Source organism: Pseudomonas sp. UW4, assembly GCF_000316175.1.
Taxonomy (GTDB): Bacteria; Pseudomonadota; Gammaproteobacteria; order Pseudomonadales; family Pseudomonadaceae; genus Aquipseudomonas; species Aquipseudomonas laurylsulfatiphila.
In genome coordinates this window covers 2,378,272-2,400,667 of record NC_019670.1, presented here as the reverse complement: position 1 = coordinate 2,400,667, position 22,396 = coordinate 2,378,272, and the positions used below count along the sequence as shown (strand labels likewise).

At 61.5% G+C, this 22,396-nt stretch carries 17 protein-coding genes; 9 read left to right on the top strand and 8 right to left on the bottom strand.

What is annotated here, in order from left to right:
- Nucleotides 1-69: 69 nt before the first annotated feature.
- A complete protein-coding gene (locus PPUTUW4_RS10495) occupies nt 70-1,650 on the top strand; it encodes an arylsulfatase (protein ID WP_015094615.1) in 1,581 nt (526 codons plus the stop codon).
- A 112-nt stretch (nt 1,651-1,762) separates the two neighbouring features.
- On the top strand, nt 1,763-2,569 hold the full coding sequence (locus PPUTUW4_RS10490; RefSeq protein WP_015094614.1) for a hypothetical protein: 807 nt from the start codon (nt 1,763-1,765) through the stop codon (nt 2,567-2,569).
- Nucleotides 2,570-2,817: 248 nt separating this feature from the next.
- Here the strand turns inward: PPUTUW4_RS10490 and mqo are convergent, their stop codons facing one another.
- On the bottom strand, nt 2,818-4,461 hold the full coding sequence (gene mqo, locus PPUTUW4_RS10485) for a malate dehydrogenase (quinone) (protein WP_015094613.1): 1,644 nt from the start codon (nt 4,459-4,461) through the stop codon (nt 2,818-2,820).
- Between the two features lie 401 nt (nt 4,462-4,862).
- Between mqo and ilvD the strand changes: the two genes are divergently transcribed.
- Entirely contained in the window at nt 4,863-6,545 is a 1,683-nt protein-coding gene (gene ilvD / locus PPUTUW4_RS10480; protein ID WP_015094612.1) for a dihydroxy-acid dehydratase, read from the top strand.
- A gap of 324 nt (nt 6,546-6,869) precedes the next feature.
- Here the strand turns inward: ilvD and PPUTUW4_RS10475 are convergent, their stop codons facing one another.
- Complete coding sequence (locus tag PPUTUW4_RS10475; RefSeq protein WP_015094611.1) at nt 6,870-7,685, bottom strand: AraC family transcriptional regulator; 816 nt, start codon at nt 7,683-7,685, stop codon at nt 6,870-6,872.
- A gap of 134 nt (nt 7,686-7,819) precedes the next feature.
- Here PPUTUW4_RS10475 and PPUTUW4_RS10470 point away from each other — a divergent pair, with 134 nt between their 5' ends.
- Nucleotides 7,820-8,338, top strand: a complete 519-nt coding sequence (locus PPUTUW4_RS10470; RefSeq protein WP_015094610.1) for a carboxymuconolactone decarboxylase family protein — start codon at nt 7,820-7,822, stop codon at nt 8,336-8,338.
- Between the two features lie 184 nt (nt 8,339-8,522).
- Here PPUTUW4_RS10470 and PPUTUW4_RS10465 read toward each other — a convergent pair whose 3' ends face one another.
- Both PPUTUW4_RS10465 and PPUTUW4_RS10460 read right to left on the bottom strand, forming a co-directional pair.
- The gene (locus PPUTUW4_RS10465; protein WP_015094609.1) at nt 8,523-9,611 is read right to left on the bottom strand and encodes a polyamine ABC transporter substrate-binding protein; all 1,089 of its coding nucleotides are present in this window, start codon (nt 9,609-9,611) and stop codon (nt 8,523-8,525) included.
- A 55-nt stretch (nt 9,612-9,666) separates the two neighbouring features.
- Nucleotides 9,667-10,968: an FAD-binding oxidoreductase gene (locus tag PPUTUW4_RS10460; protein WP_015094608.1), complete on the bottom strand. Its 1,302-nt coding sequence runs from the start codon at nt 10,966-10,968 to the stop codon at nt 9,667-9,669.
- Nucleotides 10,969-11,125: 157 nt separating this feature from the next.
- Here PPUTUW4_RS10460 and PPUTUW4_RS10455 point away from each other — a divergent pair, with 157 nt between their 5' ends.
- Nucleotides 11,126-12,013 (top strand): LysR substrate-binding domain-containing protein, encoded by an 888-nt coding sequence (locus tag PPUTUW4_RS10455; RefSeq protein WP_015094607.1) that lies wholly within the window; start codon nt 11,126-11,128, stop codon nt 12,011-12,013.
- Between the two features lie 391 nt (nt 12,014-12,404).
- Here the strand turns inward: PPUTUW4_RS10455 and PPUTUW4_RS10450 are convergent, their stop codons facing one another.
- Genes PPUTUW4_RS10450 through PPUTUW4_RS10440 form a run of 3 tightly spaced genes read right to left on the bottom strand, consistent with a single transcriptional unit; the run spans nt 12,405 to nt 15,381 of the window.
- Nucleotides 12,405-13,913, bottom strand: a complete 1,509-nt coding sequence (locus PPUTUW4_RS10450; protein WP_015094606.1) for a tripartite tricarboxylate transporter permease — start codon at nt 13,911-13,913, stop codon at nt 12,405-12,407.
- Between the two features lie 15 nt (nt 13,914-13,928).
- Nucleotides 13,929-14,414: a tripartite tricarboxylate transporter TctB family protein gene (locus tag PPUTUW4_RS10445; RefSeq protein ID WP_015094605.1), complete on the bottom strand. Its 486-nt coding sequence runs from the start codon at nt 14,412-14,414 to the stop codon at nt 13,929-13,931.
- A 1-nt stretch (nt 14,415) separates the two neighbouring features.
- A complete protein-coding gene (locus PPUTUW4_RS10440; protein WP_015094604.1) occupies nt 14,416-15,381 on the bottom strand; it encodes a tripartite tricarboxylate transporter substrate-binding protein in 966 nt (321 codons plus the stop codon).
- Between the two features lie 357 nt (nt 15,382-15,738).
- Between PPUTUW4_RS10440 and PPUTUW4_RS10435 the strand changes: the two genes are divergently transcribed.
- From PPUTUW4_RS10435 to PPUTUW4_RS10420, 4 genes are all read left to right on the top strand, one after another.
- Nucleotides 15,739-15,996 carry a DUF2790 domain-containing protein gene (locus PPUTUW4_RS10435; RefSeq protein ID WP_015094603.1) on the top strand — a complete coding sequence of 86 codons (258 nt, stop codon included), beginning with the start codon at nt 15,739-15,741 and terminating at the stop codon, nt 15,994-15,996.
- 85 nt (nt 15,997-16,081) lie between these two features.
- A complete protein-coding gene (locus PPUTUW4_RS10430; RefSeq protein WP_007979096.1) occupies nt 16,082-16,753 on the top strand; it encodes a heavy metal response regulator transcription factor in 672 nt (223 codons plus the stop codon).
- An 8-nt stretch (nt 16,754-16,761) separates the two neighbouring features.
- Nucleotides 16,762-18,192, top strand: coding sequence for a heavy metal sensor histidine kinase (locus tag PPUTUW4_RS10425; protein WP_015094602.1), 1,431 nt, complete (start codon nt 16,762-16,764; stop codon nt 18,190-18,192).
- Between the two features lie 107 nt (nt 18,193-18,299).
- Nucleotides 18,300-20,684 (top strand): DUF3772 domain-containing protein, encoded by a 2,385-nt coding sequence (locus PPUTUW4_RS10420; protein ID WP_015094601.1) that lies wholly within the window; start codon nt 18,300-18,302, stop codon nt 20,682-20,684.
- Between the two features lie 33 nt (nt 20,685-20,717).
- Here the strand turns inward: PPUTUW4_RS10420 and PPUTUW4_RS10415 are convergent, their stop codons facing one another.
- Nucleotides 20,718-22,313: an ATP-binding cassette domain-containing protein gene (locus tag PPUTUW4_RS10415; protein WP_041475012.1), complete on the bottom strand. Its 1,596-nt coding sequence runs from the start codon at nt 22,311-22,313 to the stop codon at nt 20,718-20,720.
- Between the last annotated feature and the right edge of the window lie 83 nt (nt 22,314-22,396).

The window sequence follows — 22,396 nt, the reverse complement described above, 5'->3', positions numbered from 1 at the left end:
GTTTCTGGCACCCCTTGAATATCGGAACCTGTCGCCCTGCGCGACGCCCGTCAACAAGGAGCCAGTCAGATGACTCGCATAAAAAAGTGGCTGCCGAAACTCGCCCTGGTGGCGACAACGGTCATGGCAATGGCGGCGAATGCCGCTGACAAACCCAACATTCTGGTAATTTTCGGCGATGACATCGGCCAGACCAACATCAGCGCCTATTCCATGGGCGTGGTCGGCTACAAGACGCCGAACATCGACCGCATCGCCCACGAAGGCATGCTGTTCACCGACTACTACGCGGAGAACAGTTGCACCGCCGGGCGCTCGTCGTTCATCACCGGCCAGTCACCGCTGCGCACCGGCCTGACCAAGGTGGGCGTGCCGGGCGCACCGATCGGCCTGAAAAAACGTGACATCACCATCGCCCAGGCCCTCAAATCCCAGGGCTACGCCACCGGCCAGTTCGGCAAGAATCACCTGGGCGACAAGGACGAATTCCTGCCGACCAACCACGGTTTCGACGAGTTCTTCGGCAACCTCTATCACCTCAACGCCGAAGAGGAACCCGAGCGCCCTTACTGGCCCAAGGATGACCCGGACTTCGTCAAGTCCAGGACGCCGCGCGGCGTGATCCACAGCTACGCCGACGGCAAGATCGAAGACACCGGCGCGCTGACCGCCAAGCGCATGGAAACCATCGACGATGAAACTACCGCTGCGGCGCAAGCGTTCATCGAAAAGCAGGCCAAGGCGGACAAACCGTTCTTCGTCTGGATGAACACCACGCGCATGCATCTGTTCACCCACGTACGCGACTCAATGAAGGGCCAGAGCGGCATGCCCGGCAACGATTACGCCGATGGCATGCTGGAGCACGACGGCGACGTCGGCAAACTGCTGAAGACCCTCGACGACCTGAAAATCGCCGACAACACCATCGTCGTCTACACCACCGACAACGGCCCGAACCAGTTCTCCTGGCCGGACGCGGCGACCACACCGTTCCGCAACGAGAAGAACTCCAACTGGGAAGGCGCCTACCGCGTGCCGGCGATAGTCCGCTGGCCAGGCAAGATCAAGCCGGGCGAAGTGTCCAACGAGATGTTCTCGGGCATGGACTGGTTCCCGACCTTGCTGGCAGCCGCTGGCGAAACCGACGTGAAGGAAAAGCTGCTCAAGGGTTGGGCACCGACCTCGGGCGGCAACAGCTTCAAGGTGCACCTGGACGGCTACAACCAGTTGCCGTACCTGACCGGCCAACAGCCTAAAGGCGAGCGCCGCGAGTTCTACTACTTCAACGACGACGGCGTGCTGGTGTCCATGCGCTTCGACAACTGGAAAGTGGTCTTCGCCGAACAGCGCGAACCCGGTGGCTTTGCGGTGTGGAGCAGCCCCTTCGTGCCACTGCGTGTGCCAAAATTGTTCAACCTGCGCATGGACCCGTATGAGCGGGCTGATCTGGTCTCGGACCAGTACAATGACTGGCTGGTGAAAAACTCCTACCTGATGGCCGCAGGTGTGGCCAAGGCGGCGCGCTTCCTGCAGACCTTCATCGAGTACCCGCCGAGCCAGAAGCCTGCCAGTTTCAGCGTTGACCAGATTCGCGCGGCAGTCGATGCGAAAATCGAAGAGAAGCTGAAAAACCAGGCCAAACCCTAGGCGTATCGAGACTGCCTGAATGCCAACGGCCAACCCGCCCAAGTGAAATTAAGCTTGGGCTAAGGTTGCTTGTTTAGTCTTCGAGGCTTTCAGGTAGTCGAGCATTTCGAAGATGGGCCGTGTCGATACAAGCGCCAAACCGCCGTTCAGCATCGTGCTGGTGAACTACAAAACCCTCGATCTGACCAGGATCTGCCTGGACCTTTTGCGTGAGCCTGCACGCAAAGCCGGCATACCCGTCTGGGTGGTGGACAACGATTCGGCGGACGCCAGCGTCGAGTATCTGCGCTCACTGGACTGGATCAACCTGATCGAACGCGATGCCCCCACCAAGGAACCGGGGCATATCGCCCATGGCAAGGCACTGGACATGGCGCTGGCCAGGATCAATACCGACCATCTGTTCCTGATGCACACCGACACCTTCGTCTTCGATGCCAACATCTTTGCGCTGATGATGGAGCACTGCGCCAGAGACCAAAACGTCATCGCGGTCGGCTGCACCGAGCAGCTCAATCGCGGGTTGCCAAGGACTGTCTGGCGCTTCAGCTCACGCTTCGCGAAGCACCATTTCCGCCGCCTGAAACGCTCCCTGGGCCTGCGTTCAAGAGAACCGAAACCCTACACCGAGACTTACCTGAAAAGCTTTTGTACCCTGTGGAATTGCAGGCTGATGAAGCAGCAGGGTCTGCATTTCCAGATCGATGACCGGGTGCCCGGTTATGAGCTGCAGGACCGCGCGATCGACCTCGGCTACAAGGTGGTGTTTCTGTCGCCCGGCAAAATCTTCAAGTACCTGGACCACGTCCAGGCCGGCACCGTCGCCGCTGCGGGCACTTATGGCCAGGGCCATCGCCGCACCCGGATGTATGAAAACATCCTCAAACGCTTCAATTCAGCGAATACCTCCGCGTCCTGACGCGGGCCCAAAAAAGGTTCTCCACGCATTCCCGGAAAACTGTAGGAGCCAGCCTGCTGGCGATGGCCTCAAGCGCGCCGCGTTTATCCAGCTCACACGCGTAATCGTTAACGACCATCGCTGGCAAGCCAGCTCCTACAAGGGAGCGTGCCCACGCTGAAAATGGAGTGACCTCCAACCAACGAAAGCCAAAAAAAAACCCACTGACCGTCGCCGGTTCAGTGGGCTTTTTTTGATCCGGCGTCTAGTTACAGAGCCATATCACTCGCAGCACTAGGCTTCGGCGCTTTCGCATCCGTATCGACAGTCACTGGCTTCACAGCCGGTGCAATCACCGGTGGCGGAGTCAGTTCCAGCACCTTGGCGGTGTAGGCCCACTCTTGAGCAACCTTCTCGGGGCTGTTGTTCAGCTGGGTGCCGTAGCTCGGTACGATCTGGTGCAGTTTTGCCTGCCACTCAGGGCTCGCGACCTTGTCCTTGAACACTTTCTGCAGCACGGTCAGCATGATCGGTGCGGCGGTCGATGCGCCTGGGGAGGCGCCCAGCAGGCCGGCGATGCTGCCGTCTTGCGAAGCGACGATTTCGGTGCCCAGTTTCAGCACGCCACCGGCGGCTTCGTCACGCTTGATGATCTGCACGCGCTGGCCGGCTTGCCACAGGCGCCAGTCTTCAGCCTTGGCGTTCGGGAAGTATTCCTTCAGGGCGTTGAGGCGGTCTTCGTCAGACAGCATCAGCTGGCCGGCGAGGTACTCGACCAGCGGGTATTCCTTGATGCCGACCTTGGTCATTGGCCACACGTTGTGGGTGGTCGTGGTGGTCAGCAGGTCCAGGTACGAACCTTCTTTCAGGAACTTGGTGCTGAAGGTCGCGAACGGGCCAAACAGGATCACGCGCTTGCCGTCCAGCACGCGGGTGTCCAGGTGCGGAACCGACATCGGCGGTGCGCCCACCGAAGCCTTGCCGTAGGCCTTGGCCAGGTGTTGTTCGGCGATGGTCGGGTTCTCGGTCACCAGGAACGAGCCGCCTACCGGGAAGCCTGCGTATTCCCGGGCTTCAGGAATGCCGGACTTCTGCAGCAGGTGCAGGGCACCGCCGCCGGCGCCGATGAACACGAACTTGGCGTCGGTTTCGGTCTTGCTGCCGTCTTTGAGGTTCTTGTAGCTGACGCGCCAGCTGCCGTCTTCGTTGCGGGTGATGTCCTGCACTTCGCTGGACAGCTTCAAGTCGAACTTCGGCGTGGTTTGCAGGTGTGCAACGAACTGACGCGTTATTTCGCCGAAGTTCACGTCAGTACCCAGCGGGCTCCAGGTGGCCGCGACCTTCTGGCTCGGGTCACGCCCTTCCATCATCAGCGGCACCCACTGCTTGATCACAGCCGGGTCTTCGGAGTACTGCATTCCGGCGAACAGCGGGCTCGCCTGCAGGGCGTCGTAGCGTTTTTTCAGGAACTTGATGTTGTCATCGCCCCACACGAAGCTCATGTGCGGCGTGGAATTGATGAACGAACGCGGGTTCTTCAGCACGCCTTGCTGAACCTGCCAGGCCCAGAACTGACGGGAGATCTGGAAGGCTTCGTTGATTTCAACGGCCTTCGGGATCGAGACCTTGCCGTTCTCGTCTTCCGGGGTGTAGTTCAGCTCGGCCAGGGCGGAGTGACCGGTACCGGCGTTGTTCCAGCCGTTGGAGCTTTCCTGGGCGACGCCGTCGAGGCGCTCGATCATTTCCATCGAAGTGCCAGGTTCCAGCTCGTTGAGCCAGACACCCAGGGTCGCGCTCATGATGCCGCCGCCAATGAGCAGTACGTCGACTTTCTTGGCTTCTTCAGCCTGGGCTGTCGTCATCCCCAACGACAAGGCCAGCCCCAGCAGGGCTGTGTTCGCTTTCTTAAACATCTGTAGCACCTATGATAAAACGCCATCCACCCCTCCATCCTCATGCGCACAGCCCCGTGTTTCACGGCAGTCACGGATGCGGCACTCAAGGATTGCAGGGTGGGCACACAAGGCCGATGAACCGCATCGACCCCAGTTTTTTGTCCCTTCTGAACTGACTTTTTATCTTTATTGGCTTCAGCTACTTGAGCGACAGTGATTCGTTCGCCCGTCGCGAGGACAGGTAAACAGAATAGGTCAAACCAAGTTGTTGCGAAGAATATCACGACAAGGCTAACCCGCGCGTCTGTTCCCGACTCGATGGTCCGGTCACTGATAGTGCCGTAGAAGCCGGTGCACGAGGTGACGGCGGATCGGCGACTATACTCAGTGGTCTTCAGATGAGCCGGTGAGGACAAGTCATGAGCGACAAAGACGATCTGCGCAAGTACTCCTCTCAAGTGATCGACGGCGTGGAGGCCGCACCGGCACGCGCCATGCTGCGGGCCGTGGGCTTTACCGATGCAGACTTCAAAAAGCCGCAGATCGGCATCGCGTCCACCTGGGCCATGGTCACGCCCTGCAACATGCACATCGACAAGCTGGCGCTCGAGGCCGAAAAAGGCGCGAATGCCGCCGGTGCCAAGGGCGTGATCTTCAACACCATCACCATTTCCGACGGCATCGCCAATGGCACCGAAGGCATGAAGTATTCGCTGGTATCGCGCGAGGTGATCGCCGACTCCATTGAAGTGGTCACCGGTTGCGAGGGTTTCGACGGCCTGGTGACCATCGGCGGCTGCGACAAGAACATGCCGGGCTGCCTGATCGGCATGGCGCGGCTCAATCGCCCGTCGATCTTTGTCTATGGCGGCACCATCCAGCCCGGGGCCGGGCATACCGACATCATTTCCGTGTTCGAGGCCGTGGGCCAGCACGCGCGGGGCGACATCAGCGAGATCCAGGTCAAGCAGATCGAGGAAGTGGCGATTCCCGGCCCCGGCTCCTGTGGCGGCATGTACACCGCCAACACCATGGCCTCGGCCATCGAGGCGCTGGGCATGAGCCTGCCCGGCTCCAGCTCCCAGGACGCCATTGGCGGCGACAAGGCCTCGGACAGTTTCCGCGCCGGGCAGCAGGTCATGGAGTTGCTCAAGCTCGACCTCAAACCCCGCGACATCATGACCCGCAAAGCCTTCGAGAATGCGATCCGCGTGGTGATCGCCCTCGCCGGCTCGACCAACGCCGTGCTGCATCTGCTGGCCATGGCCAACGCGGTGGATGTCGAACTGACCCTGGATGACTTCGTCGAACTGGGTAAAGTTTCCCCGGTGGTCGCCGACCTGCGCCCCAGCGGCAAGTACATGATGAGCGAACTGGTGGCCATCGGCGGCATTCAACCGCTGATGAAGCGCATGCTCGATGCCGGCATGCTGCACGGCGATGTGCTGACCGTCACCGGCCAGACCCTGGCGCAAAACCTCGCCGGCGTGCCCGACTACCCGGCCGGCCAGGACGTGATCCGGCCGTTCGACCAGCCGGTCAAGAAGGACTCGCACCTGGTCATCCTGCGCGGCAACCTCTCGCCCACCGGCGCCGTGGCCAAGATCACCGGCAAGGAAGGCCTGCGCTTCGAAGGCACGGCGCGGGTCTATCACGGCGAGGAAGGTGCGCTGGCCGGCATTCTCAATGGCGAAGTGCAGCCCGGCGAAGTGATCGTGATCCGCTACGAAGGGCCCAAGGGCGGGCCGGGCATGCGCGAAATGCTCTCGCCGACCTCGGCGGTCATGGGCAAGGGCCTGGGCAAGGATGTGGCGCTGATCACCGACGGGCGTTTTTCCGGAGGTTCCCACGGTTTCGTGGTCGGTCACATCACGCCGGAAGCCTTTGAAGGCGGGCCGATTGCGCTGGTCGAGAATGGCGACAGGATCATCATCGATGCGCAAACCCGGCAGATTACCGTTGATGTGTCCGATGCCGTGCTGGCCGAGCGCAAGTCGCGCTGGGTGCGACCGGAGTCCAAATACAAGCGCGGGGTGCTGGCCAAGTATGCGAAGACCGTGTCCAGTGCTTCGGAGGGGGCAGTGACGGATAAGTATCTTTAGGCCATTGGTCCAGCGTTGTCTGGACTATTGCCATCGCGAGCAAGCTCGCTCCCACAAGGGATCTTCGTCATAAGGAGATCCTCTGTGGGAGCGAACTTGCTCGCGAAGGCGGAGTGTCAGACACCTATGATGTCGACTGACATGCTGCTTTCGCGAGCAAGCCCGCTCCCACAAGGGGCTTTATGTCGTACCCGGAATTTGTGCACAGCAACATTCAACTGTGGGAGCGGGCTTGCCCGCGAAAGCGCTGGGTCAGTCAACACTTGTGCAAGCTGACACTCCGCCTTCGCGAGCAAGCCCACTCCCACAGGGGATTTGCGGTGGTCAGCTGCCCTTCCACTCCCGCGGGCTCAGCCCGGTCTTGCGCCGGAATGCCCGGGCCAACGCCGAGGGGCTTTCGTAGCCGACTTCCTCGGCAATCAGCGCTATCGGCCGGCCCTCGCGCAGGCGTTTCTGCGCCAGGCTGATGCGCCAGCTCACCAGGTAATCCACCGGCGTCTGCCCGACCACCCGGCGAAAGTGTTCGGCGAAACTGGCCCGCGACATGTTGGCGGCGACCGAGAGTTCGGCCACGCTCCAGGCCTTGGCCGGGGTTTGATGCATCAGGCTCAGGGGCCGCGCCAGGCGCGCATCGGCAAGGCCCGCCATCATGCCCGGTCGCTGGCCCGTGGTGCTCAGGATGTACCGCAGCAACAGAATCACCAGCAGCTCGAACAGGCGGTCCATCACCGCTTCACGCCCGCACGTACCGTCGAACGCCTCGTTGAACAGCCATTCCAGGGTCCCGGCCAGGGTCGGGATTTCATCGAGCTTGAGCACCAGGTAATCCGGCAGCGCCGCCGCCAGGGCATTGCCCGCACCGCCGTCGAAATCCAGGGTCGCGCACACCAGTTGCGTGCCGGATGCTTCAGACGCAAACAGACGATGTCGATAGGGCCGGGGGAAAAAGATCAGACTCGGCTCGGTCAGTTGCAGGTCCGGCTGGTCGCCCATTTTGAGCAGCAACTCGCCCGCCTGGAGCAGGTGCAAATGACCGCTGGCCTGTTGGCCGTCGTAGGCGACGGTGCCGCAGAACATACCGCTATGGAAAGTACCGGCATTGACGCCGAAATGGGTGAGCAACGTGGACAAGCGATCCATGACAAGGCTCCCGCAGGCAGTTCTGGACGATCTGTCGCATATCCTCGACGATTTGCATCCAATACACCAGACCTTCTGCCTAACATGAGCTCCGTACCCAGCGCATTCCGCGCCTCACACCACGGAGTATCACCATGACCCGCATCGCCCCGATCAGCCTGGAACACGCCACCGATGCCACCCGTCCGCTGCTGGAAGGCGTGCAGAAGAAAATCGGTTTTCTGCCCAACGTCTTCAAAGTCCTGGCCCACGCACCGGCCGTGCTGGCCTCATACCTGCAAAACTCGGCCGCACTGGGCAAGACGTCCCTGAGCGCCACGGAAAAGGAAGCGGTGTTCCTCGCCACTTCGCAAGTCAACGGCTGCGACTACTGCCTGGCCGCTCACACACTGTTTGCCGGCAAGGCCGGGCTGTCGAAGCAAGAGATCCTCAGCGCACGACACGGCGAGCTTAACGCCATTGCCACCCTCGCCCGCCAGGTCACCGAAAGCCGTGGCCACCTGAGCGTCGAGCAGATCGCCGCTGCCCGTAATGCCGGTATCAACGACGGCAAGATCATCGAAGTGATCGCCCATGTGGCTTCGCAAACGTTGACCAACTACCTGAACAACGCAGCCCTGACCGACATCGACTTCCCGGCCATCGACGCCTGAACCCATCTAGCGTAAATCCTGTCTGAAACATTCTGTCGGAGCGAACCGAAACCTGTGGGAGCGAGCTTGCTCGCGATCGCGGTGGTCCATTCAACATCAATGTCGTCTGGCCTGACGCTATCGCGAGCAAGCTCGCTCCCACAGTGATTTTGCTCAAGCGACAGATGTGCGCATGACGTAGCGATCAGGTATTGGTTTTCAGCTTGGTCCACAAGCGCGTGCTGAGGCGGGCGATGGCCGCGGGCAAGTCCTCGACGGTGAACAGCTTGTCCATCACGGTTTTCGGCGGGTAGATCGCCAGGTCCTGCTTCACCGCCGGGTCGACGAAGGCATCCGCCGCGCTGTTGGGGTTGGCGTAGTGGATGCTGTTGCTGATGTTGGCAATCACCTTCGGCTCCAGCAGGTAGTTCATGTAGGCGTAGCCGTTCTTCTCGTGTGGCGCGCTCTTGGGCATGACCACCATGTCCAGCCACAGGGTGGAACCTTCGTCCGGGATCGAGTAGGCAATGTCGATCCCGTTCCTGGCTTCCCTGGCGCTGGCGGCCGCCTGCACGATGTCGCCGTTGAAACCGATCACCGCGCAGACGTTACCGTTGGCCAGGTCGCTGATGTACTTGGACGCGTGGAAATACTGGACGTAAGGCCGAATCTTCAGCAGTGCCTGCTCGGCTTTCTTGTAGTCGGCCGATTCATGGCTATGTGGCGGCAGCCCCAGGTAGTTGAGGGTGATCGGCAGGATCTGCGTCGGGTTGTCGATGATCGCCACGCCGCACTCGCTGAGTTTCTTGATGTTGTTCTCGTCGAAGAACAGCTTCCAGGAATGGGTGACGTCGGTATTGCCGAAGATCGCCTTGATCTTCTCGACGTTATAGCCGATGCCCGCCGTGCCCCACATGTAAGGGAAGCCATACTGGTTGCCCGGGTCGTTGACCTCAAGCTTCTTCATCAGCGCCGGGTCGAGGTTTTTCCAGTTGGGCAACTGGCTCCTGTCGAGTTTCTGGATGGCGCCGGCCTTGATCAGGCGCGACAGGAAGTGGTTCGACGGGCTGACCACGTCATACCCGGTATTGCCGGTCATCAGTTTCGATTCCAGCACTTCGTTGCTGTCGTGGATGTCGTAAGTCGCCTTGATCCCGGTTGCCTTGGTGAAGTCGGGCAAGGTGTCGTCGGCGATGTAACCGTTCCAGTTGGAAATATTGACGGTTTCGTCGGCGTAGGCGACGGCGGAAAAGGTCGAGATCAGGGCCACAAGGGAGAGCGTATTGACGCGCATGTTGAATCACCTTCGATGGGAAGTGCTGTTGTTCTTGTTGTGAAGTTCGTGTTGTTCAGACTTCGCTTCTGGCCCGGACCGTTTCCACGCGCATACGCAGCATGGCACCGATGTCGAGCAACGGTTTGGGCGGCAGCCAGCCGGGTTGTGCCCGCGAGATGACCGATTGCAGCAGCGGTGAATCACCGCCCGAGGCCCACTCCGCGAGCAAGCGCCCCCACAACGTGCCCCGCGCCACGCCGGAACCGTTGCACCCGGCCACGGCGAACACGCCCTCCTCGACCTTGGCAAAGTACGGTTGCCCGGAGCGCGAAGCGCTGAGATGACCGGTCCAGGTGTATTCGATGTCCTGCTCGCCGAGCATCGGGAAACGTCGTTGCAACCCCAGCACGTGGTGTTGGCGACGGGTCGACAGCTCGCCCAATGACAAATCCCTGGAGCGGTATTCCGCCGTGTTGCGGATCATCACCCGGCGATCCGGCGTCAGGCGCACCGTGGCGCCCAATGGCCGGGTCGACAGCACACCCCAGGAAGCTGGCGCCCCCAGGGCTTGAAACTCTTGATCGCTGAGGGGCCGCGTGAGGCTGGCGCTGAGCTCCATCGCGAAGGTGCCGCTGTCGTCGATCCCTGAACGAGGAATGAACGCGTTCAGGCAGACCAACACTTGCTTGGCTTCAACGCAGCCGTCTTGGCCCCGGGCGCGGATCCGGCCGTCGCCGAGGCGCTCAAGTCCTGAGATATCGCTGTTCTCATAGACCGTCACTGTCGGCGGCAAGGCATCGAGCAGGCCCTTCACGTACTTGGCCGGTTGCAGCAGCGCATTGCCATTGCCGCACCAGATTCCGGCACGGTAGTGGCGGGTGCCGAGTTTCTCGATCAGTTGCTCGCCTTGCAGGAACTGCGCGCTGGCGCCAACGGCCCGCAAGGTCTGCAACTTGGCCTCGACTTGGCTCAGCTTGCGTGGATCGCTGACGGCAAAGAAGTAGCCCGATTCCCTGAGGTCGCATTCGATGCCCAGCCGGGCGATCTGCTTGCGCACTTCATCGGCGGCGGCGCGGCCGATCGCCGTATCCACTTGATAACCGGCGAACCCGGCGCTGCCCGACAGCTCGCCGGCGACGGGATGTTCGTGGGCCACCACAAACCCGGAATTACGCGCCGATGCCCCCTGCGCAGCCCGCTGGCGGTCGACGACCACAATGCGTGCCTGGGGGTGCATTTGCGCCAGGGCGTGCGCCGCACTGAGGCCGGTAATGCCGGCGCCGATCACCAGCCAGTCGGCGTGCTGCGTGCCTTTGAGCGGGTCGCGCAACGGAGAACTCCCCGCTTGCGCAATCCAGCCACAGATATTTTCCATGCGTCACCTCAGGTTCTTGTTCTGCGAACCGTCTCGATCAGCGCTTTATGCAGGATTCGCATAAATGGTTTTCGTGAACGGTGTCCATGACTAGAATCTAAAGGCTGATAACGCAGACAACCAACGTTATTAAATCATCGAGGCATTCTGAAAACGCATGGATAAAGTACGCCACGTGCCCTCGCTGCAGGGCTTGCAGGCCCTGGTCGAGGTCGCCGGGTCGGGCAGCTTCACCCAGGCGGCGCAAAAGCTCTGCCTGACCCAAAGCGCCGTGAGCCGACAGATCCAGCAACTGGAGAGCCACTTCGGTGTCGCGCTGTTCGTGCGCAGCAGCCGCAGCCTGCAACTGACCCCGGAAGGCGACCAGGTGCTGGCCAGCGCTCGCACCATCCTTGAACAATTGAGGTCGCTCGAAGACCGGCTCGCGCCAAAGCAACGCCCGTTCCGCATTCGCATGCACGTGTCACTGGCGGTGCGCTGGCTGTTGCCCAAGCTGAACGATTTCTACCGGCATCACCCGGACGTCTCCCTGTCCATTGAAACCGTGGCCACGGAAGTCGTGGAACCTGCCAGTGACAGCGACGCCTACATTCTCTATCTGCCAGAGCCGTCCACGGCGCCCGATTGCCTGACGCTGTTCGAGGAAGCACTGGTGCCGGTGTGCGCGCCCGGGCTGGGCAAGCCGACCCGGCCATTGGCTTCGCTGGAAGATCTGTCGGGGTTCGCGTTGCTGCACCGCTCCTGCGATCAAAATGACTGGCAGGTATGGCTGTCGGCCAATGGCGGCAAGGCGTTGCAGGAGTATCGGCATATCCCCTTCAACCTCGACGAACTGGCACTCGATGCCGCCGCCCGGGGGCTGGGGGTGGCGATGACTGACATGACGCTGGCTGGCGAGTCGATCCAGCGCGGTGAACTGGTGATTCCGTTTGGTGAGCCCTTGAAGACCCGGGGGATTTACTCGTTGTGCCTGCAACCCTCGGCGGCCTCCCATCCGGCGTGCGCACCGGTCATGCAGTGGTTCACCGCACAGACCACCGCATGACCCTGTGGGAGCGGGTGTACGCAGTATTCGTGAACAACCAAAATTACTGTGGGAGCGGGCTTGCTCGCGAAGGCGTCCGGTCAGTTGACATTTATTTCGCTGACACACCGCCTTCGCGAGCAGGCTCGCTCCCACAGGGTTAGCGGGTGTACGCAGTATTCGTGGACAACCAAAATTACTGTGGGAGCGAGCCTGCTCGCGAAGGCGTCGGGTCAGTCAACTTATCTGTTGAATGACACACCGCTTTCGCGAGCAAGCCCGCTCCCACAGGGTTAGCGGGTGTACGCAATATTCGTGAACGACCGAAATTACTGTGGGAGCGAGCCTGCTCGCGAAGGCGTCGGGTCAGTTGACCATTATTTCACTGACACATCGCCCCCACAGGGATTGCTCAATCATCCTCATGCAACTTGATCCCGCGTTTATGCAACACATAAGGCACCACCAGCACCAGCAGCGTCAGGGCGAGAAAGAACGCCGAGATCGGTTGCGTGACGAACACCGTCCAGTCGCCCTCGCCGATGGACAAGGCATTGCGCAGTTGTTTCTCGGCCATCGGCCCCAGCAGCATGCCGACGATCACCGGGGCGACGGGGAAGTCGAACCGCCGCATCAACACCCCGCCCCAGCCAATCGCCAACATCAACAGCAGGTCGAAAGATGAGTGACGCATGCCATACACGCCGATGGTGGCGAATACCAGGATGCCGGCATTCAGGTACGGCCGGGGGATCTGCAGCAGTTTGACCCACAGCCCCACCAACGGCAGGTTCAACACCAGCAGGATGACGTTGCCGATGTACAGCGAGGCCACCAGCGTCCAGACCAGGTCGGCGGAGGTTTCGAACAGCATCGGCCCCGGTTGCAGGTTGTAGTTCTGGAACGCGGCCAGGAGGATCGCCGCGGTGGCGGACGTCGGGATGCCCAGGGTCAGCAACGGCACCAGGGACCCGGTCGCGCTGGCATTGTTGGCCGCTTCGGGGCCGGCGACGCCTTCGATGGCGCCCTCGCCCTTGTTGGCGGAAAACTCCTTGGGGTACTTGCTGAGCTTGCGCTCGGTGGAATAGGACAGAAAGGTCGGAATCTCCGCGCCGCCGGCCGGAATCGAACCAAACGGAAAGCCGATCAGCGTGCCGCGAAACCAGGCAGGCACCGAACGTTTCCAGTCGGCGCGGCTCATCCATAACGAGGTCAGGCGATGCCGCCCTTCGTTCGATTCTTTTTGATAGAGCAAGCTGTACAAGGCCTCGCCCACGGCGAACAAACCGACCGCCACCAGTACCACCTCGATACCGTCCACCAGTTCGGGAACGCCCAGGGTGTAGCGGGCAATGCCCGAGGTCGAGTCCAGGCCGATCAAACCGATGGTCAGCCCGACGCCCAGCGAAGCAAACCCTCGCAGCATCGAGGCGCCGAGCACCGCCGACACGGTGGTGAACGACAGCACCAGGATCGCGAAATATTCGGTCGGACCGAAATTCAGCGCCAGCCTGGCCACAACCGGCGCAAACAGCGTCAGCAGAACCGTGGCGATGGTGCCCGCGACGAAGGAGCCTATCGCCGCCGTTGCCAACGCAGGGCCGGCGCGGCCGTTGCGGGCCATCTGGTTGCCCTCCAGGGCCGTGACCATGGAAGACGATTCACCCGGGGTGTTGAGCAGGATCGAGGTGGTGGAACCGCCGAACTGCGCACCGTAGTAAATACCGGCGAACATGATCAGTGCGCCTGTGGGGTCGACCTTGGCGGTGATCGGCAACAGCAGGGCCACCGTCAGCGCCGGACCGATCCCCGGCAGCACGCCGATGGCGGTGCCGAGCAGGCAGCCGATGAACCCCCACATCAGGTTGATCGGGGTCAGTGCCGAGGAAAAACCCATCGCCAGGCTTGAAAGAATGTCCACGGTGTCTATCTCCTTTCAAAGCCAGATGTTGATCAGCGACGGCAGGGAAACCCCCAGCCCGGCGTTGAACAGCCAGTAGATCGGCAGGGTCAGGGCAATACCGATGGCCAGGTCCCGCAGCGGATGACGACTGCCGAACCCCCGCGCCGAACAGGCGAACAACAAGCCGGCGGCCAGCACAAAACCGATGAGATTGATCAGCAGCGCCACCCCGACAAGCCCGGCGGTCACCCAGGCGGCGCCGGTTTTTCCTCCGGGCACCGTGCCCGTGTCGTCGTTATCCAGCTCGCGAAAACCGCCGCTGAGCGCCTGATAGCTCAGCAACAGACCCACAGCGCCGAGAAACGCCGCCACGATATAGGGGTAAACGTAGGCCGGGAGGATGACGAAACCCATTTCGGGAGGAAACCGGTAGGCACCCAACGCCAACATGACGCTGATGGCGATCAGGCCGATGCCGACCGCCAATTGCGTCGGCACCACTGCGCGCAGTGTGGCCATCTCAAAGCAGCCCGACCTTGACCAGCATAGCGCGCAACCGCACGTGTTCTTCCTCGACGAATTTGCCGAACTCATCGCCGGTCAACACGCTGGGCGTCCAGGCGTTGGCCTGGATATTGTCCTGCCAGACCTTGCTGTTGGTAGCGGCCACCACAGCGTCGATCACCTCTTTGCGCTGCTGCGGGGTAAGGCCCGCCGCACCGTAAACGCCGCGCCAGTTGCCGATCGTCACGTCATAGCCGCTCTCCTTGAGGGTCGGTGCGTCAATGCCGGGAACACGCTCCGGCGCGCCGATGGCCAGGACACGGAACTGACCGCTCTTGATGTACTGGCCCAGTTCGGCGAAACCGCCGGTGATTACCTTGAGCTGGCCGCCCAGCGCCTGGGCAACCACCTCGCCACCGCCACCAAACGCCACGTAGTTCACCTTGTTGACCGGCACGTCCAGTTTGCCCGCCAGCTCGGCAATGCCGATGTGATCCACCGAGCCCTTGGAGCCGCCGCCCCAGGTGATGCTCGTCGGCTTGTCCTTGAAGGCCTTGATCAGGTCATCGAGGGTCTTGTATTCCGATTCCTTGCGCACGGCGATCACGTTGTACTCGGTGAACAACCGGGCAATGGGCGTCACATCCTTCAGGCTGATCTGCGGTTTGTTCTGTTCGATGCCCGCGACCATGATCGCGCCGACCACCAGCAACGCATTCGGATCGCCCTTGGTGCTGTTGGCAAATTGCGCCAGCCCCAGGGTCCCGCCCGCCCCGCCCTTGTTCTCGAAGGTCACGGCCTTGGCCGTATTGGCTTCGACCATGGCCTTGCCCAACACACGGGCGGTCTGGTCATAACCACCGCCCACCGAACCCGGGGCCATGAATTTCACGGTATCGAGGGCGAAGGCCGGTGCGACAAGCACGGCAGCGGTCAAACCGGCGGCCATACAGCGACTGAAACGACGGATCAAAGCGGACATGGGCATCTCCTGATTGCGTTGTTTTTATAGGTGCCGCTTGCCCATCGAGGTGTTCGAAGAGCATGGGCCTGCAAACAAGCTTAGGCCATGGATCCGCGGGTTGCTGCGCCCCCCCTGTGGGAGCGAGCTTGCTCGCGATGGTCGTTAACGAATACACGGGGCATCTGTATAAACGCGGTGCCTTTGCGTCCATCGCGAGCAAGCTCGCTCCCACAGGGGGTTGCGGTGTTGCAGGGGCGTTTCATTACAACTTTGTAATCGAGTTGTTGGTCGGCTGTCCGGATCACCTCGTTAGCCTGAACTCACTGCCAGGCCAACCACCGGCAGCCACCTCAACCCTGAAAAGAGAGACTTGTGATGAAACTGTTGATCGCCGGCTTTGCCGCCCTGCTCGCCACTGGTTCGGCGTTTGCCGCCACCCAGCCCACCTCGCCAATCATCCACGACCAGGACGGCTTCTATGTCCCGGTGGAAGTTGCCAAAGTGCTGTCCATGACCGACCTCAACGGCAAGTGCGGCATCGTGCCCGCGCAGTTCAACTACCTCGACCACCAGGGCCGCGAGCATCAACTGAACTATCAGGTTCAGGGTGTGAACTGCCTTGGCGAGAACTGAGCGGATGCCTGCCATCACCGCCGACCGGGCTACACTTGCGCCATTGATGCGCCCTCGTAGCCCGACCGAACCAGGCGGATTTTCCATGAACATCCTCGTAGTCGAAGACGAACCCAAGGCCGGCAATTACCTGCTCAACGGCCTGCAGGAACTCGGATACACCGTGAACCTGGCGCGCGACGGCGTCGATGGCCTGCACCTGGCCCTGGAACACGACTTCGATGTAATCGTGCTGGACGTCATGATGCCGAAGATGGATGGCTGGGAAGTCCTGCGCCGCCTGCGCAAGGAAGCCGACACACCGGTGCTGTTCCTCACCGCCCGGGATGACATCGCCGACCGCATCAAAGGCCTCGAACTGGGCGCCGACGATTACCTGATCAAACCCTTTTCCTTCGCCGAACTGGTGGCGCGCCTGCGCACCCTGACCCGCCGTGGCCCTACCCGGGAAGACGAACACCTGCACGTCGACGACCTGCAGATCGACGTGCTCAAGCGTCGCGTCAGCCGCGCCGGCAACCGCATCACCCTGACCAACAAGGAATTTGCCCTGCTGCACCTGTTCGCCACGCATCAGGGCGAAGTGCTGTCACGCTCGATGATCGCCTCGCGGGTCTGGGACATGAATTTCGACAGCGACACCAATGTCGTCGATGTCGCGGTGCGCCGCCTGCGCCTGAAAATCGACGACCCGTTCCAGCTCAAGCTGATCCACAGCGTGCGCGGCATCGGCTATCGCTTCGACACTCAACCTTGAATGCCCCCATGAATGCCATGACGCCGCTGCGATCCGCCTCTCGTCTGAGCCACTCCCTGACCCTGCGCCTGGCGCTGGTGTTTGCCCTGCTGGCGTTTGTCTCGCTGGCGCTGCTGGGCGTGGCGCTGTACCGCGACCTGGAACGCGAGTTGATCCATCGCGACGACATTGCCCTGATCACCCGCATCGACCAGTTGCGCACCTTCCTCAACGACAGCAACACCCTGGACCTGATCAAGGCCAAACCCGCGCTGTTCCAGAACATGATGGGCAACCGCGAGGCCCTGCTGACCATCGGCACCCCGGGGCAACCGCCGTTGCTGGTGGTCAACCCGGGCAACCTGACAATGCCGGTACTGACGCCGGTGGCGATGGATCATCGACTGACCCTGGACGACGTGCAGCATTTGCCCAACGTCAACGGCGTGCCGTTTTCCGCCCTGGCGGCGACCATCGACTCCGGGGACCTGGGCAGCCTGCAAGTGGTGACCGGGCGCCTGATGACCGAACGCACCGCCGTGCTCGCCGATTACCGGCTCAACGTCTACCTGTTCGCCACCCTGGCTGCGATTCTGCTGGCGTTGTCCGGGTACGTGCTGGTGCATCGCGGCCTGCTGCCGGTGCGGCGCCTGGCCCGCCATACCCAGAGCATCGACGTCGGCAACCTCAACGAACGCCTCGACAGCCAGGGCGCACCGCTGGAGCTGCTGCCGATGATCGACGCCTTCAACGCCATGCTCGACCGCCTGGACAAAGGCTTTGTGCAATTGGGGCAGGTATCGACCGACATGGCCCACGAGCTGCGCACGCCGATCAACAACCTGCTCGGCGAAACCCAGGTGGCCTTGCAGCAGAACCGCAGCACCGACGCCTATCAGCAGTTGCTGGCCTCCAATGTCGAAGAGCTTGAACGCCTGGCGCGCATGCTCGACAACATGCTGTTCCTGGCCCGCACCGATCCGCGCAGCGCCTTGCGCCAGCGTCAGGAACTGGATGCCGCCGACGAAATGCAACGCATGGCCGACTATTTCGAAGGCCCGGCGACCGACGTTGGCATCTGCATCAAAGCCCACGGCAGCGGTTTGATCTGGGCCGAGCCCATGTTGCTGCGTCGTGCACTGGCCAACCTGTGCGCCAACGCCATCAAGTACGGCGCGCCGCATACCGAGCTGTGCATTCACGCCAACCCGACCGCCGACGGCATCCAGGTGCAAGTGCGCAACCACGGCCAGACCATCCCGGCGCAGCATCTGTCACGGCTGTTCGAACGCTTCTACCGGGTCGATGAATCCCGCGAACGCTCGGCCCAATCCAACGGCCTGGGCCTGTCGATCGTGGCGACGATCATGCAACTGCACAACGGCGCCTGCCATGTCAGCAGTGCCGACGGCATCACCTGCTTCGAACTGTTTTTCCCGGCGCGGCAACAGCATGAGTAGCGCCCGGGCGAAAACCGGCCGGGCACTTTCGACAAAACATCGCTCAAGGGTGCGAGTCATGGCCTAACCTCATTGGCTAAGTGACTAACAACCCGTCGAGCTCGCCGATGTTCAATGTATGGAAGTCAATGATTTACGTCGCCTTCGCACTGCTGGCGGCAAGCCCGGGATGGCTGTCGGCGGCGCCCATGGCCGACACCCTTGCTCCCGCCCCCACAGCCCCGGTCATCAGCATCTCCGACAGCGAATTGCTGGGGTTGCAAAACCAGCTGAACAGCCTCAAGCAGCAGGTTTCCCAGGCCAGCACCTACACCCAGCTGGAAAGCTCGCAGGACCTGGTGCTGGCACTGATCCAGAATATTGAAAGCCTCTCCACATCGCTGCTGCCTGGACAGGCGCAGTTGCAGGCGCAACTCAACGTGCTGGGGCCAGTGCCGCTCGACGAGAGCGCACAGGTGACGTCTGGCATTACCACCCAACGAGACACCCTCGGCGAGCAAAAAGACAGGATCGACAACCAGCTCAAGACCCTGGCCGCGCTGAAAGTCAGTGCCGCCGAGCTGATCACCCAGATTGCCAGTATTCGCCGCAGCCTGCTGGAGGCGGAGGTGACCCAGCAGACCGCCAGCATCCTGAACCCGCGATTCTGGTCGCCATTGTTCAATCTTCCGCTCGATGACCGCCAACGTTTCAGCACCCTCGTCCAGCAACTCAAGGCCATGCACCAGGCGGCCTGGCAACCCGGTCAACGCGCAATCACCGCCTCCCTGCTGGTTCTGGCCCTGGTCATCTGGACCCTGGGGCGAAAACTCGCCGGTCGGGGTCTGGCGTGGCTGTGCATTCATCGAATGCCCGAGGGCCGGTTACGGCGCAGCTCCCTTGCATTGGCCTCGGTACTGGCGACGGTGCTGAGCGCTGGCATCGCCCTGCAATTGCTGCACTTTGCCGCGACCCGGCAATTGCCCTACACCCCGCTGCTGGCCGACCTGGCGCAATACCTGGAAAAGCTGGCCTATACCTGCGTGATGATCACCGGATTGAGCCGCGCGTTGCTGTCGACCAAACATCCTTCATGGCGCCTGCCCGATATCGCCGATCCGGTGGCGCTGGCGATGGAGCCCTACCCCAGGCTGCTGGCAAGCCTGCTGCTGGTGCTGGTGACACTGGTGCAGATGAGCAACGTCACCGGCATGAGCGCCGAAGTGGTGTTGTTCGGCCGGGGAATCGTGGCGTTGGTCGTGGCACTGGTGATCGGCGCGCTGCTGTTGCGCGTCAGCAAGACCCGACGGGCGCTGATCGTTGCCGGAGAGACTCCCGAAGGCGTCACCACGTCCGCCGGCCTGATTTATGTGTTTGCCGGCGTTGCCGTAGTGGTGTCCCTGTTCGCCCTGGTGATCGGCTACGTGACGATGGCCCGGTTCATCACCTATGAAATGGTGTGGATTTTCATCGTCTTCGCCGCGTTCTACCTGCTCACGCAGGTGTACCAGGACACCTGCGAATCGCTTTTTTCACCCAGGCAACCAACCGGCAAGGCGATCAAACAGCTGCTGGGCATCGGCAATCCACGCCTGGAGCAGATCTGCACCGTGTTTTCCGGAGCGGGCCGCGCCATCCTGATGCTGGTCGGCGTCATTGCGTTGTTTGTCGGCGGCGTAGGTACGACGTTCGGGCAACTGGTCACCAGCACCGCGGCCATTCTCGGTGGCGAAGGGCTGCGCAGGCTGAACATCGTCCCGGACAACTTGATGCGTGCCTTCCTGACACTGCTGATCGGTGTCTACCTGATTCGCACGCTACGCCGCTGGCTGGACGGCGAGTTCCTGCCGAAAACCGAGATGGACCCCGGCATGTGCGCCTCGCTCAGCACCCTGTTCGCCAACATCGGATACGCGTTGGTCGTGCTGCTCACGCTGTCGTCGCTGGGGATCAAGTGGACCAACCTGGCCTGGATCGTCAGCGCCCTGTCAGTGGGCATCGGCTTCGGCCTGCAGGAGATCGTGAAGAATTTCATCTCCGGACTGATTTTGCTGACCGAGCGCCCGGTGAAGGTCGGCGACCTGATCAGCATCAGTGGCGTCGAAGGCGACATACGACGGATCAATGTGCGGGCCACGGAAATACAACTGGCCGACCGCTCGATCATGATCGTGCCCAACTCGCACCTGATTTCGCAGAACCTGCGCAACGTCACCCTCGGCGGCAGCGCCCAGGGCGTGGTGATACTCGAACTGATGTTCCCGCTGGATATCGATCCGGAACTGGTGCAAAACCTGCTGATGGACAGCTACACCGAGCACGAATCCATCCTGGATAAACCGGCGCCGTTTTTGCGCTTCAGCCAACTGAAGCCGGAAGGCATCACCTTGACCATCACCGGCTACGTCGGCAGCCCGCGCACGGTCGGGGCGATCAAGAGCGAGCTGCTGTTTGAAATTCTCAAGCGGCTGGGTGCCGCCGGCATTGAACTGGCGAAACCGCCGGTTGCGTGACGCAATCAAAGTGTTAACGATGTGAGCGTAGCCTTAAGCGGACAACTGGCGCTTGAGATGGAAGTCGCTATCCAGATGTATCGCCTGCAAAAAAACAGGGTCGTGAGAGACCACGATCAATGCCCCTTGATACTGATTGAGCATCTGCTCCAGCGCGATTCGACTGGGCAAGTCCAAATGGTTATCCGGTTCGTCCAGCAACAGCAATTGCGGTGGACGCTGTGCATACAACTGCGCAGCGAGCGCTATTTTCAGGCGTTCGCCGCCACTCAACTGACAGGTCTTGAGCACCGCACGGTCTGCATCAATTCCCATCTGGGCCAGGCGGGTTCGCGCCTCGGCCTCCGGCAGCTCAGGATTGCTCTCATAGAGCCATTGCACCGCCGTGCGTTCGGGGTGCTGCAACCCGGCATGTTGATCCAGCCAGCCGACATGGCAACTGCGCATGAGTTCGCCTTCGCGCACCGGCAATTGGCCGGCGATCACCCGCAACAGCGTCGACTTGCCGCAGCCGTTGGCGCCCAGGATTGCCATGCGCATAGGCCCGGTGAGCGTCAGATTGATCGGTGCCGCGTAACCGTACGGGAGAATGACGTCCTTGAGCTGCACAACCAGCTTGCCATTGGGCACTACGCTTTCCGGAGACAGCATCATGCGTTGAATGTCAGGCGCACACCGTGCCCTGGCCTCGGTGATTCGTTGTTGCTGCTGTTCCCGGGCCAACTGCTGGTTCAGGCGCAACTTGCCCTGGCTGTTTTCGCTGCGTTCTTTCTGGGCGTTGGTGATGAGCTTGGTCTGGTTACCATCGCGAGCCTGACGGTCGCCACGGGCATTGCGTCGCTGCTGACGCTCCATCTGTATGACCATCTCGCGTTGCTCGCGCTTGGCCTGCGCCCGCTCACCTTGTAATGCCGACTGGAACGCCTGCTGCTCCTGCTCGCGCGCCGCCGCATACTGACTGTAGTTGCCGCCATAAGCCGCCAGCCCCAATGGCGACAGCTCGACGATTTCGCCCATGTGCTCCAAAAGCCCTCGGTCGTGACTGATCAACACCAGGCCGCTCGGCCAGCGATCGATCTGCTGCGCGAGCTTGTGTTGCTGATCCCTATCGAGGTGGTTGCTGGGTTCATCGAGAATGAGCCAGTCGGCTCTGGAGAGCCATGCCCCCAGTAGTGCCACCCGCTGTCGCTCGCCACCACTGAGTGCGTCGGTGCGAGAGTCGGCGTTCAAATGCTCCAGACCGATCTGCGCAAGCTGCGCCTCAAGACGAGTGGCACAGTCCCATTGGTCAACCGCCAGCGCATGGTCGTCATCGTCGACGCTGCCTTGGGCAATGCGATCCAGTGCCGCCAGAATAGGGGCGACCCCGGCCAGCGCGGCAACGCTGGGATAGCGCTCGGGTGCCAGTAACTGCGCCACGGCGTAAACCCGCCCTTCGCGACGGACGATGCCGCTGGTGGGTAGTTGCTCCCCCGTCAGGAGCCGGCCAAGCAAGGACTTGCCACAGCCATTGGCGCCGACGATTCCCGTGGCCCTGGGACTGAAGGTGTGGTTCAAGTGATCGAGCAACACGCGCCCGTCGGGCAGGTTGAATGACACTTGATCAAGTTGGAGTAACCGTTGAGTCATGACGCCCATACAACCAACAAACCGCATTGATCGCAACAGCAGCCATGATTTTCAGAAAGATCCGTCAGACTCATGCTGAAAAT

Coding starts and splice junctions, on each gene's coding strand:
- PPUTUW4_RS10495 (WP_015094615.1), top strand. CDS start 70: ATGACTCGCATAAAAAAGTGGCTGCCGAAACTCGCCCTGGTGGCGACA.
- PPUTUW4_RS10490 (WP_015094614.1), top strand. CDS start 1,763: ATGGGCCGTGTCGATACAAGCGCCAAACCGCCGTTCAGCATCGTGCTG.
- mqo (WP_015094613.1), bottom strand. CDS start 4,461: ATGTTTAAGAAAGCGAACACAGCCCTGCTGGGGCTGGCCTTGTCGTTG.
- ilvD (WP_015094612.1), top strand. CDS start 4,863: ATGAGCGACAAAGACGATCTGCGCAAGTACTCCTCTCAAGTGATCGAC.
- PPUTUW4_RS10475 (WP_015094611.1), bottom strand. CDS start 7,685: ATGGATCGCTTGTCCACGTTGCTCACCCATTTCGGCGTCAATGCCGGT.
- PPUTUW4_RS10470 (WP_015094610.1), top strand. CDS start 7,820: ATGACCCGCATCGCCCCGATCAGCCTGGAACACGCCACCGATGCCACC.
- PPUTUW4_RS10465 (WP_015094609.1), bottom strand. CDS start 9,611: ATGCGCGTCAATACGCTCTCCCTTGTGGCCCTGATCTCGACCTTTTCC.
- PPUTUW4_RS10460 (WP_015094608.1), bottom strand. CDS start 10,968: ATGGAAAATATCTGTGGCTGGATTGCGCAAGCGGGGAGTTCTCCGTTG.
- PPUTUW4_RS10455 (WP_015094607.1), top strand. CDS start 11,126: ATGGATAAAGTACGCCACGTGCCCTCGCTGCAGGGCTTGCAGGCCCTG.
- PPUTUW4_RS10445 (WP_015094605.1), bottom strand. CDS start 14,414: ATGGCCACACTGCGCGCAGTGGTGCCGACGCAATTGGCGGTCGGCATC.
- PPUTUW4_RS10440 (WP_015094604.1), bottom strand. CDS start 15,381: ATGTCCGCTTTGATCCGTCGTTTCAGTCGCTGTATGGCCGCCGGTTTG.
- PPUTUW4_RS10435 (WP_015094603.1), top strand. CDS start 15,739: ATGAAACTGTTGATCGCCGGCTTTGCCGCCCTGCTCGCCACTGGTTCG.
- PPUTUW4_RS10430 (WP_007979096.1), top strand. CDS start 16,082: ATGAACATCCTCGTAGTCGAAGACGAACCCAAGGCCGGCAATTACCTG.
- PPUTUW4_RS10425 (WP_015094602.1), top strand. CDS start 16,762: ATGAATGCCATGACGCCGCTGCGATCCGCCTCTCGTCTGAGCCACTCC.
- PPUTUW4_RS10420 (WP_015094601.1), top strand. CDS start 18,300: ATGTTCAATGTATGGAAGTCAATGATTTACGTCGCCTTCGCACTGCTG.
- PPUTUW4_RS10415 (WP_041475012.1), bottom strand. CDS start 22,313: ATGACTCAACGGTTACTCCAACTTGATCAAGTGTCATTCAACCTGCCC.